Raw genomic sequence first — 16,863 nt, forward strand, 5'->3', positions numbered from 1 at the left:
CCACATGCAACAAGGCGCTGCTGGTAACGTACAATTTCTTGCGCACTTTGACAGCGGAATAGCGTCCAGGTAGGAAGGAGGGCACGGTCTGTCCCGGTATGATTCGAGTTGTCGAGACAAGAGTCATGTTGGAGGAGAGCCATGCCCGAGCCTATCGTAACATTGAACGAGGAGTCCCTGAAGTCCGACCTGCGCGAGCTCGTCAGGGGGACCGTCGAGGACACCCTGAACGGCCCGCTCGAGGAGGAGGCCGGACCTGGTCGGCACGGAGCGCTACGAGAGTACCGCGGAGAGGGAAGCCTACCGCGCGGGCCACTACGACCGGAAGCTGGCCACCACCTCGGGGGAGGTGACCATCCACATGCCCAAGCTGAAGGGGATGCGGTTCACCACGTCGATCATCGAGCGCTACCGCAGACGCGAGACCTCGGTCGAGGAGACGATGATCGAGATGTACCTGGCGGGGGTCTCGACTAGGCGGATCGAGGAGGTCTCGGAGATCCTCTGGGGCTCGAGCGTCTCCGCCGCAACCGTCTCCAATCTAAACGAGAAGGCGTTCGTGTCGGACGGGGAGGGCGCAACCGCCCGCTCGAGAGGGTCTACCCCTACGTCTACGTCGACGGCATCTACCTCAAGCGCAGCTGGGGCGAGGGCTACGAGAACGTGGCTGTGATGGTCGCCATAGGGGTGAACGACGACGGCTACCGCGAGGTCATAGGAGCCGCCGAGGGCTTCACGGAGTACGCCAAGTGCTGGCGCGAGTTCCTCTTGTGGCTGAGGGCCAGGGACCTCAGGGGCGTGCGCATGTTCACCGGCGACAAGGCCGCCAGGATGGTCGGGTCGATCGCCGAGGTGTTCCCCGAGGCGGCCTACCAGCGCTGCACGGTCCACTTCTACCGCAACGTACTGGCGAAGGTGCCGAGGACGAGGCGTGCGAAGGGGGCCGCGATGCTCAAGGCGATCCACGCCATGGAGTCGCGCGAGGCCTCCGAGGCCAAGGCCCTTGCCGTGACTGACGAGCTCGAGTCTATGAGGCTCGGGGAGACCACGAATGTCGCGCGCGAGGGGTACGCCGAGACCCTGATCTACACTCGCTTCCCGCGAGAGCACTGGAGGAGAATCAGGACCAACAATGCCATCGAGCGGCTCAACCGCGAGATTCGCCGTCGCACCCGCGTTGTAGGCACCTTCCCGGACGGGAGGAGCGCCCTCATGCTCGTGACCGCGAGGCTGAAGTACGTCGTCGAGAGCGAATGGGGCTCCCGCCGATACCTGGACGTGACGCTGCTGTAGGAGTGGCCGCACCGTGAGGCGGGCCTATAGGAAAGTTCGCAAGAATCTTGACGGTACCGGGGCGGCAGGCTGCTTACGAATCCGGGGTTATGGCAATGCGGGGTGTTGGGGCTGCTTACGAATCCCGGGTTATGGCAGCGCGAGGCGGCGGAACGCTTAGTAATTCGGGGTTATGGCACTTATCGCCGGGCGAGAAGAACCTTTTTGCTGCTTGAGCCGTGCCACAACCCGGGATTGTTAAGCAGGTTTGGCGCGCTCGCTGCCATAACCCGGATTGTTAAGCAGCTCAGGGGTTCTTCTCGCCATGACGCGGATTCTTTGAGCGCGGCCCAGCCGCCAACACAAAACGGCCCGCACCGCGGGGGGTGACGGTGCGGGCCGAAAAAGACACGGAGGGAACGCCCTCTCACATCAGTGCATGGACCAGGCGAAGTGGTCGGTGTGCAGGAGCTCCTCGGCGCGCTCGGAGAGCGGCTCGCCAAGGTAGTCCCGGTAGATTGCCTCGATGGAGGGGTTCTCGTAGGAGTTGCGCAGCTTTGCCTTGCGGTCGAGCCCCCACAGCACGTCGCCGCGCACGCCGGCGAGCTCCTCGCCGTCGTGGATGGGCTGGCCGCCGCCGCCCGCGCAGCCGCCCGGGCAGGCCATGACCTCCACGAAGTCGTAGCTCACCTCGCCGGCCGCGAGCGCGTCGAGCAGCTTGCCGGCATTGGCCAGGCCGCTCACCACGGCAACGCGAACCGGGGTGCCCGCCAGGTCGAACGTGGCCTCCTTCCAGCCCTCGAGCCCGCGGACCGCGGAGAACGCGTCCGGGCGCGGGGTCTCTCCGGTGACCACGTGGTAGGCCGTGCGCAGCGCCGCCTCCATGACGCCGCCCGTGGCCCCGAAGATCACGCCGGCGCCGGTGGCCGTGCCGAGCGGGTCGTCGAAGTCCTCCTCGGGCAGGGTCGTGGCGTCGATGTGCTCCGCGCGGATCATGCGGTCGACCTCGCGCGTGGTGATGGACACGTCCACGTCCGGGTCGCCGCAGGCGTCGACCATCGTGGGGATGGCGACCTCGGCCTTCTTGGCCGTGCACGGCATGATCTCCACGCAGAAGATGTTGTGGGGGTCGATGCCCTTGAGCTCGGCGAAGTAGCTCTTCGTCACGGCGCCGAACATCTGGCCCGGCGACTTTGACGTGGAGAGCTGCGCGGTGAACTCCGGGCGGACCGCCTTGACGTAGCGCACCCAGCCCGGGCAGCAGCTCGTGAACATCGGGAAGGTGTTCTCGTCTCTGTGCGCGAGCTTGTGGAGCAGCTCGCTTCCCTCCTCCATGATGGTGAGGTCGGCCGAGAAGTCCGTGTCAAAGACGTAGTCCACGCCCATCTGGCGCAGCGCGGCGACCAGGCGGCCGACGGTGGCCTCGCCGCGAGCGAGGCCGAGGCTCTCGCCCCAGGCGGCGCGCACGGCCGGCGCGATCTGCACCACGACGACCTTGTCCGGGTCGGCGAGGGCGTCGAAAACCCTGCCCGTGTCGTCGCGCTCGCGCAGCGCCCCGGTCGGGCAGTGGGTGATGCACTGGCCGCAGAGCGTGCAGTCGGACTCGGCGATCGAGCCGCCGCCGCGCACGTTCACGCTCGTGTGCGTGGCGCGGTTGGCGAGGTCCCACACCCCGAGGCCCTGGATCTTCTCGCACACCTGGATGCAGCGCAGGCAGTTGACGCACTTGTCGTTGTTGCGGATGAGCGGGAAGGACTTGTCCCACGGGTCGTGCATGAGGCGCTTCTCGTAGGGGAGCTCGGAGATGCCGAGGTCGTTGGCGAGCGTCTGCAGCGTGCAGTTGCCGGAGCGCACGCAGCTCGTGCACTCGGAGTCGTGCGTGGCGAGCAAGAGCTCCATGTTCATGCGGCGCGCCACGCGGACCTTGGGGCTGTTGGTGCGGACGACCATGCCCTCGAGCACGGTGTTGTTGCAGGCGGCGACGAGCTGGTCGATGCCCTCGATCTCGACGACGCAGATGCGGCAGGCGCCGATCTCGTTGAGCTCGCGCAGGTAGCACAGCGTTGGGATCTTGATGCCGACCTGGGCGGCGGCGTCGAGGATGGACGTGCCCTCGGTGACGCTCACGGCGCGGCCGTCTATGGTGAGGTTTACCACTGCTCGATCCTCCCCCCGCGGAACGCGCCAAAGCCGAAGTGGTCGCAGCGCAGGCAGCGCGAAGCCTCCTGGTGCGCCTCCTCGTCGGTGAGGCCGTTCTCGACGATGTCGAAGTCGTAGATCCGCTCGTGCGCCTCGCGCTCGCGCATCTCGCAGCGCGCGCAGCTGATCTTGCCCTTGAACTGGACGGGCGGCAGCTCCACGTCAAGCTCGATGGTGTGGTTGAAGCCGAGGTAGTTGTCGATGTTGCCGGCCGCGACCTTGCCCGCGTGGATGGCGCGGATGACGGTTGCCGGGCCGCTCTGGCAGTCTCCGCCGGAGAAGAGCCCGTCCTGGCCGGGCACGGCGCCGTCCGGGTCCGTGACGATGCGGCCCCACTTGCAGGGCACGCCCCGCTCCTCGAAGGTGGCCGAGTCGATGTCCTGGCCGATGGCGACCACCACGCGGTCGCACGGGACCACGACGTCGCCGCCCTCGGCGGGACGCGGCGCAGGGCGCCCGCGCTTGAGGCCGCCGATGATCTGAGGCTCCACCTTGAGCCCGCAGACGTGGCCGGCCTCGTCGACCATGACCTCCTTGGGCGCGTGCAGGTCCATGATCTCGCAGCGCTCGGCCTCGGCGCCGGCGATCTCCTCGTCCTGGGCGGTCATGTCCGCGACGCGGCGACGGTACGCGATGACCACGCGCTCGGCGCCGAGGCGTACGGAGGTGCGGGCCACGTCCATGGCCACGTTGCCACCGCCGACCACGGCCACGGTCAGGCCGCTGAAGTTGGGGGCCTTGTCGTCTCCCATGTCGCGCAGGAGCTTGACGGCGGACATGACGCCTTCGGCGTCCTCGCCCGGCAGGCCGAGCTTCTTGTCGGCGTGCGCGCCGATGGCCAGGTAGACGGCGTCGTACTCCTCGCGCAGGCGGCTCATCTCCTCGCCGTCCACCGCGTGGTTCTTCTCGACCTCTATGCCGCAGTCCAAGATCCACTGGATCTCGGAGTCGAGCTGCTCGCGCGGGAGGCGGTAGTTGGGGATGCCGTAGCGCAGCATGCCGCCGAGGTGGGCGCGCTGCTCGAAGATCTTGACCTTGTGGCCCATGAGCGTGAGGTAGTAGGCGCAGCTGAGGCCGGCCGGGCCACCGCCGATGACGGCGACGCGCTTGCCCGTGGCGGGCTTGATGTTGGGGCGGTAGTCCCCGGCGTGCTCCACGGCGTAGCGCTTGAGGCCGCGGATGTTCATCGGGTCGTCCACCATGCCGCGGCGGCAGTGCATCTCGCAGGGGTGCTCGCACACCAGGCCGCACACGAGCGGCAGCGGGTTGTCCTTGCGGATGAGGCGCACGGCCTCGGTGTAGCGGCCCGCCTCGACGAGCGCGATGTAGCCGGGGATGTCCACGCCGGCCGGGCAGCCGGAGACGCACGGCACCGTCTGGTGCTGCGAGAAGCCGCAGGCGTGCTTGGTGACGTGGTGCTCGAAGTCGTCCCGGAAGCCGCGGATGGCCATGAGGGCCACCTCGCCCGCCTCGTACCCGATGGCGCAGTCGCTCGACAGGTACACCGTGCGCGCGGTGGACTCGATGAGGTCGAGCGTCTCCATCGTCGCGCGGTTGTTGAGCACGTCGTTGAACAGGTGGCGGAGCATCCGCAGACCGTTTCTGCACGGCGTGCACTTTCCACAGCTCTGCGTGGCGCACATCGCCACGTAGGAGGCCGTGAACTCGACGGGGCACGGAGCCAGCGAGCTCACCGAGAGGCGCTTCTCGAGCATCTCGTGCATGCTCGACATGATCGCCTGGGACTCGCTCTGCTCCATGACGTGCATTCTTGCCATAGGCCCTCTCCTTGCACTGTATGGAGTCGTGCCGCATCCCCCCGGATGCGGCGCAGTTAAGTAACGATACGCTGCCTCGCGGGGCCTCGGGCACGCCCATTCGGCGAGAAGCGCGGGCGGGCGGCGAGCGGTCCTCGAGGTTCTTCTCGCCAGGTGAGCGGCATGGGGCCGCGGTCCACCGGGAGGGGCCGTGGCGACCGTCAGCCGAGAGGATGCTCCCCCCTGAACGAAAGCTGACATACTTCCCTCAAGGAAGGGAACTCTAGGAGGAGGACTCATGAAGAGAGGAACCATTCGCGCGCTCGTCGCATCCCTGGCGGTCGTCGTGGCCGTGAGCTGCGGGGTCGTGCTCGGGGGCTGCTCGTCGGCCAACCCCGAGCAGGCGATTCGCGACGACCTCACCGCAACGCTCGACGAGGTCAAGAACGTCGACGACGCCACCATCGAGGAGCTGATGGGCAGCGTCGACACCTCGCAGCTCGAGCCGTACGGCATCGACGGGACCGAGTTCGCGCGCTCGCTGCTCGACGGCTTTGACTACTCGATCGGCGACATCACGGTTGACGGCGACACCGCCACCGCGCAGGTCAGCATCACCTGCAAGTCCGCCATGGACCTCTACGACGAGCTCGAGAACATGATGACCGAGCTCAGCGAGGACCCGGACATCCTGAGCCTGCTCTCCGACGAGGAGGCCTTCAACGCCCGGATCGGCGAGCTTTTGATGGAGGCCATGGACTCGCTCGAGCCGTCCACCAAGGACCTCGAGCTCACCTACACCAACGCCGACGGCACCTGGACCATGGACAGCAGCTCCGCCGCCGAGCTCGGGCAGATATTCGCCACCGCGTAGGGCGCGCCCCGAGCGTCGCGCGGGGCGGCTACCCCAGCACCTCGCCCGCGATGCGCGCGGTGTCCGTGGCGTCACGGGCGTAGAAGTCGGCGCCCACCATCTGCGCGTACTCGGGCGTGAGGACGGCGCCGCCCACCACGACCTTGCACCACGGCGCGCGCTCGCGCAGCAGCTCGATGGTCTCCGCCATGGCGGGAACCGTCGAGGTCATGAGCGCCGAGAGCCCCACGAGGGGGGCGCGGCGCGCCACCACGGCATCCACCACGACCTCGGGCGCCACGTCGCGCCCGAGGTCGACGACTTCGAAGCCGTAGTTCTCGAGCAGCATGCGCACGATGTTCTTGCCGATGTCATGGATGTCCCCGTGCACGGTGCAGATGACGACCGGGCCCCTGCCCGACAGCGTCGCCCCGTCCGTCGAGGCCGTCTCGCGGATGACCTCGAAGCCCGCCTTGGCCGCCTCCGCGGCCGCCATGAGCTGCGGGAGGAAGAACGTCCCCGCCTCGAAGCGCCGCCCTACCTCGTCGAGCGCGGGCACGAGCACCTCGTTGATGGCAAAGAGCGCGTCGTGGGCGAGAAGAACCTCGCGCATGACGTCGGGCATCGCCGCCTCGCGGCCGGTCAGGACGAGCTCGCGCGCGCGGGAGACGGGGTCGGCCGGCGCCGCGGCATCCGGAGCCGGGAGCTTGACGTTCTTCTCGCCGGGCGCGGCTGCGGGCGCGGCGTCGCTGCGGTCCGCGTAGTGCTCCACGTAGAAGCGGGCCTGCTCGTCCTCGCCGGAGAGGACGCGCCAGGAGTCCACCACGTCCATCATGCGTCGCGCGCCCGGGTTGATGATCGCGAGGTCGAGCCCCGCGCCGAAGGCGGCCGAGAGGAACGTGGCGTTGACGAGCGGCCGGAAGGGCAGGCCGAAGCTGATGTTGGACACGCCGAGCACCGTGCGCACGCCCGTGAGCTCGGCCTTCACGGCGCGGATGGCATCCAGGATGGCGCGCGGGGCCGTCTGGTCGGTCGAGGCGGCCATGGCCAGGCAGTCGATGACCACGTCGTGGCGCGGGATGCCGAGCGCATCTGCCGCGGCCACGATCTTGCACGCCACCGCGAGGCGTCCCTCGGCCGTGGGCGGGATGCCGTCCTCGTCCAGCGTGAGGCCCACGACGGCACAGCCATAGTGCGCGGCGACGGGCAGCACGGCGGCGAGGCTCTCGGCCTTGCCGTTGACGGAGTTGATGAGCGCCTTGCCGGGGTAGCTGCGCACGGCGGCCTCGATGACGGCAGGGTCAGAGGCGTCTATCTGCAGCGGCAGCGTGGTCACGCCGAGCAGCTCCGAGACGAGCTGGCACATCACCGCACGCTCGTCGATCTCCGGCAGGCCCGCGTTGACGTCCAGGATCTGCGCGCCGGCGCGCTCCTGCGCGATGGCCTCCGCGAGCGGGTGGTCGTGGTTGCCGGAGCGCAGGGCCTCCTTCATCTTGCGCTTGCCCGTGGGGTTGATGCGCTCGCCGATGACGCCGACCTGGCCGGCCTCGAGCGCCACCAGGCGCTGCGGCCCGCAGACGGCAAAGCAGTCCCGCACGCGGTGCGGCGCCGGGCGGCGGGCGGCAAGAAGCGCGCGCTCAGCCGCGACGTGCTCCGGCGTGGTGCCGCAGCAGCCCCCCACGATGGTGACGCCCGCGTCGAGCATGACCGCCACGGCCGCCGCGTACTCGTCGGGCCCCACGTCATAGACGGTGACGCCGCCCTCCACGCGCGGCAGGCCGGCGTTTGCCTGCGCCATCACCGGGCAGCTCGCCCAGGGGAGCATCCGCTCCACGAGCGGCGCCACGTCGGCCGGCCCGAGCGAGCAGTTGACGCCCACGGCAGCAGCGCCGAGCGAGGAGAGCGTGAGCGCCGCCACCTCGGGCGTGGTACCGAGGAAGGTCCGGCCGTCCTCCTGGAAGGTCATCGTGACGAGGGCGGGAAGGCCCGAGTTCTCGCGCACGGCCAGCAGCGCCGCCTTTGCCTCGGCGAGGTCTGCCATGGTCTCGACCACGAAGAGGTCGGCGCCGGCGGCCTCGGCCGCGCGGACCTGCCGGGCAAAGAGCTCGTAGGCGTCCTCGAAGGCGAGCGGGCCCATCGGCGCGAGCAGCTGGCCGGTCGGACCGATGTCGGCGGCAACGTAGCGCGCCCCCGAGGCCCGGGCGCAGGCGACCGCGGCGCCAAAGACCTCCTCCACCGTGGCCGCGTCCCCCAGCTTGTCCGCGTTGGCTCCGAAGGTGTTGGTGGTCACCACGTCCGCGCCGGCGGCCACGTACGACGCGTGGATCTGGGTGACCTCGTCGGGGTTGGTGAGGCACAGCAGCTCCGGCAGCTCCCCGGCGGCGAGCCCGCGCGCCTGGAGCTGCGTTCCCATGGCGCCGTCAAAGAGCAGGAACCCCTCCCCGCGCAGCGCGGCGGCAAGGGGGCCGCCGGCCGGGCGGCGGGTGCGGTCGGTCGGGTCGGTGACGCTGGCATCAAGCATGGTGCCTCCCATCAGCATCTTTTCTGACATCTCATCGTAGCAGCGCCGGGCGCGCGCCCGGCGCGCGAGAACGTGCTGACTTTGGACGTTCTTCTCGCCCAAAGCGTCCGGGAACTGCACGTTCGAGAAGAACGTGCAGGTTGCGGACGGTTTCGGACGTCAAAGTGACCGGAAGCCGCACGTTCGAGAAGAACGTGCGGGTTGCGGACGGTTCCGACCCCAAAACCGTCCGGAAGCTGCACCGACCAGCCCGCGCGCCTCAGCTGCGACAAACCCGACCGGACCGCCGCAGCAGGCAGAAGTCGCGACACGGGCACGCGGCGCACGAGGCCCGGACCGTCCCGCGCGGGCGCTCGAAGAGGCCCACCACGGCGGTCACGCTCTTGGCGGGGGACATGAGCAGCGACCTGGAGAGCGTGATCCCGAGCGAGCGCTGCGCGTCCAGCGCCGCCAGCAGCACCGGCTGCGTCTCGAGCGGAAAATCGCCGTACCCAGGCGAGAAGCGCGACCCGCAGAAGAGCCCCCGAGCCGCCGCCTCGGCCACAAGGTCCGCCTCCGCGGCGTCCGCGGCCCGCTCGACCACGGCAGAGCCCGCCGCGTCGAGGATGACCTGCGCCACGCGGTCCGTGAGGGAGAGCCTGCGCAGCTCCGCGTCGAGGCCCATGCCCGCCGTCACGGCGAGCACGCCCACGGCAACCGCCCCGTCCAGGTGCTCGTCGATCGATCGGCCCACGAGCTCGAGCGCCGTGCCGGACAGCCGGACCACGGGTGCGCCGTCCCGCTCGTCGCGGCCCGCGACCTCAAAGACGCGCGTCACTCCCCGCGCGCGTGACACGGCAAGACAGCGCGCCACCACCTCGTCGATGCGCGCGTCGAGCCCCTCGTCGATCAGCTGGTCGCGATACCCCAGGTAGCGCAGCACCTCGCCGCGGTCGACCGAGCCGACCTCGTAGGTCCGGGCCGCCCCCGGCACGCTCACGCCCCCAGGTAGCCGCACGCGACGAGAGCCTCGCGCGCCGCGTGCGCCACGCCGGGCTTGTTCATGCTGTAGACGTGCAGGCCGTCGACACCGTTTGCGGCGAGGTCCACGAGCTGCTCGCAGGCGTACTCGATGCCCGCGCGCGCCTGGTCCGCCGGGTCGTCCCCCGCGAGCACGAGGCGCTTCACCACCTTGGCCGGAATCGAAGCGCCGCAGGTGAAGGCCATGCGCTGGATCTGCCGCACGCTCGTGAACGGCATGATGCCCGCCACGACCGGGAGGCGCACGCGGTGGCGCAGGCACTTCTCGCGGAAGCGGTAGAAGTCCTCGTTGTCAAAGAAGAGCTGGGACACCAGGTAGTCGGCGCCCGCCTCCTGCTTCTTGTACAGGCTCTCGAAGCTCTCCTGCTCGCTCGGCGACTCGACGTGGCCCTCCGGGTAGCACGCCGCCCCGATGCACAGGTCGCAGCCGCGCCCGCGAAGGTACGCGATGAGGTCGGAGGCGTGTGCGAAGTCGCGCTCCTCGCGTCCCGGGGCGCGGTCGCCGCGCAGCGCGAGCACGTTCTCTATCCCCGCCCCGTCGAGCGCCGCCACGTACGCGTCCACGTCGGCGCGCGTGGAGCCGAGGCAGGTGAGGTGCGCGAGCGCCGTCACGCCGAGGTCCCGCTCGATGGAGGCGGCTATGGGGACGGTGTTTGCGGAGTTGCCCGAGCCGCCCGCCGAGTACGTGACCGATATCCAGTCCGGCCGGTCCGCGGCCATCTCGCTCGCCACGACGTAGGCGCACTCGAGCGGCATCTCCCCCTTCGGCGGGAAGATCTCGAAGGAAAACGTCTGACCCCCGGCGAGCTTGTCTGCGATCCTCATGCCCGGCCCCTCTCTATGCGACGCGGTTGTGCCCATCTTACCCGTCCGCCGCCCCGGCCGCGCGCCTCGCCCCCGGGCGTCAGCCCATGAAGTCCGGCATCCTCCCGGCGCGCGTCGCCGCGGCGATGTCGAGCAGCGCGCGGGCCACCGACTCCTCCCGCGCCGGCCCGATCCGGTAGCGGGCGCACTCCAGCACCGCCGGCACCGCGTTGGCCACGGCCACCGAGTTCTCGTAGTGCCTGAGCACCGCGAGGTCGTTCTCCGCGTCGCCGAAGCAGCACACCTCCTCCGGGGAGAGCCCGAGCCGCTCCATGAGGAAGTCCCCGCCGTGGTCCTTGCCAAAGCCGTGTGGCGTGAGGTCTATGTGCGGCGTCCCGGGCATCGGGCACACGAAGTCGAGCTCGGCGAGCTCGGCGCCCAGCCACGCGGCCACCTCCTGGCAGCGGCCGAAGCTCCCCACGACGCGCACGTTCGCCTTGTAGCAGGACTCGAGCGGCACCTCGGGAAGGGCGCTCTCCACGCGCCAGAAGTTGTCCGGGTGCGCGAGCACGTACCCCAGGTCAGCCCCCACCGCGACCTTCTCGCCGCCGTACTCCACGACGAGGTAGGCGTCCGGCACGTCCGCGAGCAGCCCCGCCACGGCGACCAGCGCGTCACGCTCGATGGGCACCCGCTCGACGAGCTCCCCGTCGAGGTAGACCAGCTGCCCGTTGCTCGTCACCGCCGTGGCGCACGCCGCCTCGTCGCCGGCGAACATGGCCGGGAGGTCGCGGTAGATGCGCCCCGTGCACGGAACGAAGTGGACGCCGGCCGCCTGCGCCTCGTGGATCGCCTCGAGCGCAAACGGCGTGACCACGTGGTCCTCCCGCCAGATGAGCGTGGCGTCGAGGTCGGAGAGCACGAGCTTGATCACGTGAGGTCCCTTCGAAGCAGGCCGTGGACGGGCGCGTGCGCCGCGCGCACGCCCCATGCCGAGCGCCCGCACACGGCCTGCTGGAAGGAGCAGGCGCGACGGTCGGGGGCCGCCGCGCCCGAACACGTCGCACGCCAGGTGTTGGGGTTCCGGCACGCGACTCATTCTAGATATAACCGTCGGCGAGCGCCACGCCGCCCACAAAGTCGCAGACGGTAGGCCGGGGCAGCCAGAGGGTCACCGGCCTGCCCACAGGGGGAGAAGGACCACCGTGAGGGCGGCTAGGGCGATCGCGGGCGCAAGGGCAATCCCCTCCCCGCGGGGCGCGCCGCGCCCGAGCGCGAGGCTCACTCCCCGCGCCGCCAGCCACCAGAGCACCCCGAGCGCGCACGCCGCCGCGACCACCGCGAGCCCCGCGGCCGGCCCGACCCACGTCGCGACCGCGGCGAGCAGCTTGACGTCTCCGCCGCCCACGCCCGGCTCCCCACGCGCCCGCAGCGAGAGGAGCGCCGCGCCGAGCATGACCGCGAGCACCGCGAGGGCCCCGGCGAGGGCGTGCGCGAGCTCCCCGCACGCCGCAGCCCGGAGCGCGCCGGACAGCGCGGCCGCGGCGACGCAGCCGTTTGGCACGACGCGCCTCTCCAGGTCCGTGGCAGACGCCACGGCGAGCGCCGTCGCCAGCGCGGCGAGGCAGGCCGCGTCGAGCGCGGGCGGCGGCGCGTCGAGTGACGCCACCCGTGGCGCCCAGAGAGAAGCTCCCCACACAGTGACCACCCCCTTCGCGGCGCCCCGCGCCGCACGCGTCGTTCGGGCGATTCTAGGCGCACGCGTGCGCGCGGGTGCGCGCGCCCCCGCCCCGCACGCACCCGCAGGCGCCCGAAACACACGCCGCTACCTGCGACGAGACAGGCCGGGACAGCGCGCGATAGATTCGTGGAAGATTCGGGAACGGTCTATACTTGTCCCCCAGCAGCCCGGCCGCGACGAGCGGCGCGCGGGCCAGACGCCACACGAGAGGACCGCATGAGCCACAGGACCCAGACCCACAAGCAGCGCAACCCCCGCGTCGAGGCGCTGCGCCTGGTCGCCATCGTCGGCATCGCCATCTTCCACACCTTCCAGCCGTGGTTCGAGGCGGCCACCGACGGAAGCTGGGCGGCCAGCCCGCTCACGCTCGTCGCGGTCGGCCTCATCAGCCTGCTCGGCGCCTACGGCAACCACGTCTTCTTCCTCATCTCGGGCTACTACCTCCTGCCGAGGGCCGCGTCGGCGGCCGGAGGCGACCGCTACTGGACCGACCAGGCCCGGCGCACCGTCCGGCGCGCCCTCCCCATCCTTGCCACGGTCGTCGTCTACGCCCTCATCGCCCTCGCCGTGAGCACCTGGGTCACGCCGATCGACCGCGTCTCCCTGCACGAGACGAGCTGGCTGGTCGGGGGCCTCCAGTTCATCTGGGTCTACCTCGCCATCGTGGTCGCCACGCCCGTGATGGGCTGGGTCTGGAGCCGCGTCTCGCGCCCGAGGGCCGTCGTGGCGGCCATCGTGGTCGCGGTCTTCGCGGTCAACGCCTACATCGCCTTCGTCTCCCCCGGCAGCGACTCCCGCGGCCTGCTCGAGTGGCGCAAGCTCATGAGCGCCGTGAGCTACCTCGCGGCGTTCCTCGTCGGGGCGTGCCTCGCCGAGAAGAACCTCTCGCGCCCCGCGGCGCTGCTCGGCGCCTGCGGCGCCGCGGCGCTTCTCGCCGAGGGCGCGGCCGGCCTCACGTCCAACACGTGGCTGCTCGGCGCGCTCTCGTTCAAGTCGACCTCGCTCGTCTCGTTTGCGCTGGCCGTCGCGTCGCTCTCCCTCGCGGTCGCGCGGCCGGCCCCGGAGGCCGTCTCGCGGCCGGCGCGCCTCGTCTGCGCCGTGACCCCCTCGATCCTCGGCTCCTACGTGGCGCAGTCGATCTTCACCGCCGCCTGGCACCCCGCGATGGACGCGCTCTGCGCAGACGCGCTCGCGCTCGGCGGGGAGGCCGCCCTGCTTTTGGTGGGGATCGTGGCGAGCGTGGTTCTTCTCGCCGGCGTGTTTGCCTTTGACCGCCTCGTCAGGATCTCGGTGCTGAGGGCGCTCGGGCTGGCCTGAGGCCCCGCGGCTCCGCGGTGCGCGTATACTTTCCCCTGCCTTGCGCTTTGAGGGGAGTGTCTGATGACGAGCTGGCTTGTGAGGGTGTTCGTTCCCAACGCCGACGACGTGGGCGACCCGGCGGTCCGCACGCGCTACGGCCTGGTGGCGAGCGTCACGTGCATCGTCTGCAACGTGGCGCTGTGCCTGGGCAAGGGCGCGGTGGGGCTTCTCGCCGGATCCGTCTCCATCGTCGCGGACGCGCTCAACAACCTCTCCGACGCCTCGAGCAACGTGGTGAGCCTGCTCGGCTTCAAGCTGGCGAGCCGTCCCGCGGACGACGAGCACCCCTACGGCCACGGGCGCTACGAGTACCTGGCCGGCCTCGTGGTCGCCGTGCTCGTCTGCGCCATCGGCATCAACCTCCTTGGCTCCTCCGTCGAGAAGATCGCGCACCCCGAGCCCACCGAGTTCGGCCCGGCCGTCGTGGTGGTGCTCGTCGCCTCGATGGCCGTCAAGCTCTGGATGTCGACGTTCAACCGGCGCCTGGGGAGGGCCATCTCCTCGGAGACCCTCGAGGCCACGGCCGTCGACTCCAGAAACGACGTCATCTCGACCGCCGCCGTCCTCGCGAGCGCCGTCATCTCCCAGCTCACGGGCTTTGACCTGGACGGCTGGGCGGGACTTGCCGTGGGCGCCTTCATCTGCTGGAGCGGCGTGGAGCTCGTGCGCGAGGCGGTGAGCCCGCTTCTGGGACGCGTGCCGGACCCGGCCTACGTGGAGCGCATCCGCGCGCGCATCATGAGCTACCCGGGCGTGCTCGGCACGCACGACCTCATGGTCCACGACTACGGCCCCGGGCGGCAGTTCGCGAGCGCCCACGTCGAGATGGCCGCGGAGGGCGACCCGCTCGCCCAGCACGACCTGCTCGACAACATCGAGCAGGACTTCAAGGTCGAGGAGGGGCTGGTGATGACGCTGCACTACGACCCCATCGTCACCAACGACCCCGAGGTGCGCGACATGCGCCACTGGATCGACCTCGCCGTGAAGGGCATCGACGAGCGCCTCTCCATCCACGACCTGCGCTGCGTGCCCGGGCCCACGCACACCAACGTCATCTTTGACTGCGTGCGGCCGGCCGACTGCGCGCTCGCCCCCGGCGAGCTGCGCGAGAGGATCGGCGCGCTCGTGCGCGAGCGCTACCCGCGCGCCATCTGCAAGATCACGATCGACGACTCCTACGTCTCCTCCCGGCAGTGATGCGAAGGGGCCGTCCCCTCGCATCCCCCACGCCCAGAAAGGAAAGCCATGCCGTCCAGCAGCTACAGGGCAAAGCAGATGATCGTCATGCGCCGCGACCTCAAGATGCGCAAGGGCAAGATCGCCGCGCAGGCGGGCCACGCGTGCGTCGAGGCGGTCCTCATGGCACTCGTTCGCGAGGGGCGCGGCGCCGACGTCCGCGCGAGCGAGGGCTGGGCGTGGCTCGAGCACGACGAGGGCGACGTCACGCCGCTCACCGACTGGTTCGACGCCGGGGTGGCCAAGGTCTGCGTGTACGTGGACTCCGAGGAGGAGCTGCTCGACCTGGCCGACCGCGGCCGCGAGCTCGGCCACGCCGTGGCGCTCGTGCGCGACGCGGGCCACACCGAGTTCCACGGCGAGCCCACCTACACCTGCCTCGCCTTCGAGCCCCTCCCGGCGGAGACGATCGACCCGCTCACCGGCGACCTGCCGCTGTACTAGCCGCGGGCGCGCGATGCGCCGTGTTTCCGGCGCGTAATTCCTACTTGCTCGCAGGGATTACCAGTGCCACCCTAGGGGTGCCGAGAAGAACGACAAGGGAGGCACCATGCGCGTAGCACGCTCCGTCGAGGACCTCATCGGATCCACCCCGCTCGTGGACCTCTCAGGGCTCCTGGGCAAGGGCTGTGACGTGTGCCTGCTCGGCAAGCTCGAGTCCGCAAACCCCGGCGGCTCGGCCAAGGACCGCGTGGCGCGCGCCATGGTGGACGCCGCCGAGCGCGAGGGCCGGCTCACCCCGGGCGGCACCATCGTCGAGCCCACGAGCGGCAACACCGGCGTGGGGCTCGCCATGGTCGCGGCCGCGCGCGGGTACCACCTCGTCCTCACCATGCCCGACACCATGTCGGTGGAGCGCCGCGCGCTCGCCGCTGCCTACGGGGCCGAGGTCGTGCTCACCCCGGGCGCCGAAGGCATGGCCGGCGCCGTGGCGCGCGCCGAGGAGATCGCCGCGACCACGCCGAACGCCATCGTCGCCGGCCAGTTCGAAAACCCCGCCAACCCGCGCGCGCACTACGAGACCACCGGCCCGGAGATCTGGGCGGACACCGATGGCGCCGTGGGGGCCGTCGTGGCCGGCGTGGGCACGGGCGGCACCATCTCGGGCGCCGCGCGCTACCTCAAGGAGAGAAACCCCGAGGTCCTGGCCTTTGCCGTCGAGCCCGCGGAGTCGCAGGTGCTCGCCGGGGGCGCCGCCGGCCCCCACAAGATCCAGGGCATCGGCGCCAACTTCGTGCCGGAGAACTTCGACCGCTCGGTGGTCGACGAGGTCGTCCCCGTGAGCTCCGACGACGCCGTCACCACAAAGCTGCGGCTCGGGCGCGAGCTGGGGCTTCTCGTGGGCATCTCCTCGGGGGCGGCCGTGGCCGCGGCGCTCGCACTGGCGGGCCGCCCGGAGCTTGGCGGCCGGACCGTCGTTGCCGTCCTGCCGGACACCGGGGAGCGCTACCTCTCGATGGGGCTCTCGTGAGCGGCGAGAAGGACGGCGCGGCCCGCACGGCCACGCCCACGCTGCGCGAGCTCGTCCGCGAGGACGCCGAGGCCGCCTTCCGGCGCGACCCCTCCGCCGAGTCCGTCTCGGACGTCACGCGCTTCTCCGTGGGGTTTCGCATCGTGCGGGCCTACCGCCGGCAGCACTGGCTCTACGAGCGCGGGCACCGCACGCTCGCGCTCTGGCTCGCGCGCCGCTCGCGCATCCGCTACGGGGCCGACATCCACCCGGCTGCGACGATCGGACGGCGCTTCGTCGTGGACCACGGGATCGGCGTGGTCATCGGCGGGACCGCGATCATCGGGGACGACTGCCTCATGTACCAGGGGGCCACGCTCGGCATGACCGGAAAGCACGGCGGCAAGCGCCACCCCACCCTCGGCAGCAACGTCATGGTCGGCGCGGGCTCCATCGTGCTCGGCGCCATCACCGTGGGCGACGGGGCGCGCGTGGGCGCGGGGTCGGTCGTGGTGCGCGACGTGCCCGCCAACGTCACCGTGGTGGGAAACCCCGCCCACGTCGTGCGCACGCGCGCCTGCCCGCTCGTCGGGGACGTGGTCTGCCTCACGGACCGCACCGGTGAGACCTGGATCGAGGAGGGCTAGG

At 70.6% G+C, this 16,863-nt stretch carries 13 protein-coding genes and 1 pseudogene; 7 read left to right on the plus strand and 7 right to left on the minus strand.

Annotation, left to right across the window (positions count from 1 at the left end; translation table 11 throughout):
* Positions 1-141: 141 nt before the first annotated feature.
* Positions 142-1,293 (plus strand): annotated as a pseudogene (locus B5F23_RS03215) (IS256 family transposase).
* 411 nt (positions 1,294-1,704) lie between these two features.
* Here the strand turns inward: B5F23_RS03215 and B5F23_RS03220 are convergent.
* Both B5F23_RS03220 and B5F23_RS03225 read right to left on the minus strand, forming a co-directional pair.
* On the minus strand, positions 1,705-3,429 hold the full coding sequence (locus B5F23_RS03220) for an NADH-dependent [FeFe] hydrogenase, group A6 (protein ID WP_087351748.1): 1,725 nt from the start codon (positions 3,427-3,429) through the stop codon (positions 1,705-1,707).
* On the minus strand, positions 3,423-5,249 hold the full coding sequence (locus tag B5F23_RS03225) for an NAD(P)-binding protein (protein ID WP_087351750.1): 1,827 nt from the start codon (positions 5,247-5,249) through the stop codon (positions 3,423-3,425). The genes B5F23_RS03220 and B5F23_RS03225 overlap by 7 nt, the downstream gene beginning before the upstream one ends.
* A gap of 277 nt (positions 5,250-5,526) precedes the next feature.
* Here B5F23_RS03225 and B5F23_RS03230 point away from each other — a divergent pair, with 277 nt between their 5' ends.
* Positions 5,527-6,102 carry a hypothetical protein gene (locus B5F23_RS03230; RefSeq protein WP_087351752.1) on the plus strand — a complete coding sequence of 192 codons (576 nt, stop codon included), beginning with the start codon at positions 5,527-5,529 and terminating at the stop codon, positions 6,100-6,102.
* 28 nt (positions 6,103-6,130) lie between these two features.
* On the opposite strand, the gene B5F23_RS03235 is transcribed toward B5F23_RS03230, so the two are convergent.
* The 5 genes from B5F23_RS03235 to B5F23_RS03255 all read right to left on the minus strand — a co-directional run bounded on the left by B5F23_RS03235 (position 6,131) and on the right by B5F23_RS03255 (position 12,095).
* Positions 6,131-8,602, minus strand: a complete 2,472-nt coding sequence (locus B5F23_RS03235) for a homocysteine S-methyltransferase family protein (protein ID WP_087352058.1) — start codon at positions 8,600-8,602, stop codon at positions 6,131-6,133.
* Positions 8,603-8,861: 259 nt separating this feature from the next.
* Entirely contained in the window at positions 8,862-9,575 is a 714-nt protein-coding gene (locus B5F23_RS03240) for a vitamin B12 dependent-methionine synthase activation domain-containing protein (protein ID WP_143786348.1), read from the minus strand.
* A 2-nt stretch (positions 9,576-9,577) separates the two neighbouring features.
* On the minus strand, positions 9,578-10,447 hold the full coding sequence (locus B5F23_RS03245) for a methylenetetrahydrofolate reductase (RefSeq protein ID WP_087351756.1): 870 nt from the start codon (positions 10,445-10,447) through the stop codon (positions 9,578-9,580).
* A 79-nt stretch (positions 10,448-10,526) separates the two neighbouring features.
* Positions 10,527-11,360 (minus strand): HAD family hydrolase, encoded by an 834-nt coding sequence (locus B5F23_RS03250; RefSeq protein ID WP_158096106.1) that lies wholly within the window; start codon positions 11,358-11,360, stop codon positions 10,527-10,529.
* Positions 11,361-11,597: 237 nt separating this feature from the next.
* Positions 11,598-12,095 (minus strand): prepilin peptidase, encoded by a 498-nt coding sequence (locus B5F23_RS03255; protein ID WP_158096107.1) that lies wholly within the window; start codon positions 12,093-12,095, stop codon positions 11,598-11,600.
* 288 nt (positions 12,096-12,383) lie between these two features.
* Here B5F23_RS03255 and B5F23_RS03260 point away from each other — a divergent pair, with 288 nt between their 5' ends.
* The 5 genes from B5F23_RS03260 to epsC all read left to right on the plus strand — a co-directional run bounded on the left by B5F23_RS03260 (position 12,384) and on the right by epsC (position 16,862).
* Positions 12,384-13,484 (plus strand): acyltransferase family protein, encoded by a 1,101-nt coding sequence (locus B5F23_RS03260; RefSeq protein ID WP_087351762.1) that lies wholly within the window; start codon positions 12,384-12,386, stop codon positions 13,482-13,484.
* 63 nt (positions 13,485-13,547) lie between these two features.
* Positions 13,548-14,726 carry a cation diffusion facilitator family transporter gene (locus B5F23_RS03265; protein WP_087351764.1) on the plus strand — a complete coding sequence of 393 codons (1,179 nt, stop codon included), beginning with the start codon at positions 13,548-13,550 and terminating at the stop codon, positions 14,724-14,726.
* Between the two features lie 48 nt (positions 14,727-14,774).
* Positions 14,775-15,209 (plus strand): aminoacyl-tRNA hydrolase, encoded by a 435-nt coding sequence (pth2, locus tag B5F23_RS03270; protein ID WP_087351766.1) that lies wholly within the window; start codon positions 14,775-14,777, stop codon positions 15,207-15,209.
* Between the two features lie 106 nt (positions 15,210-15,315).
* A complete protein-coding gene (cysK, locus tag B5F23_RS03275) occupies positions 15,316-16,236 on the plus strand; it encodes a cysteine synthase A (RefSeq protein ID WP_087351768.1) in 921 nt (306 codons plus the stop codon).
* Entirely contained in the window at positions 16,233-16,862 is a 630-nt protein-coding gene (gene epsC, locus B5F23_RS03280) for a serine O-acetyltransferase EpsC (protein ID WP_241145783.1), read from the plus strand. Before cysK ends, epsC begins: the two co-directional genes overlap by 4 nt.
* Position 16,863 lies beyond the last annotated feature (1 nt).

It is taken from the genome of Olsenella sp. An188, from assembly GCF_002160255.1.
GTDB lineage: Bacteria > Actinomycetota > Coriobacteriia > Coriobacteriales > Atopobiaceae > Thermophilibacter > Thermophilibacter avistercoris.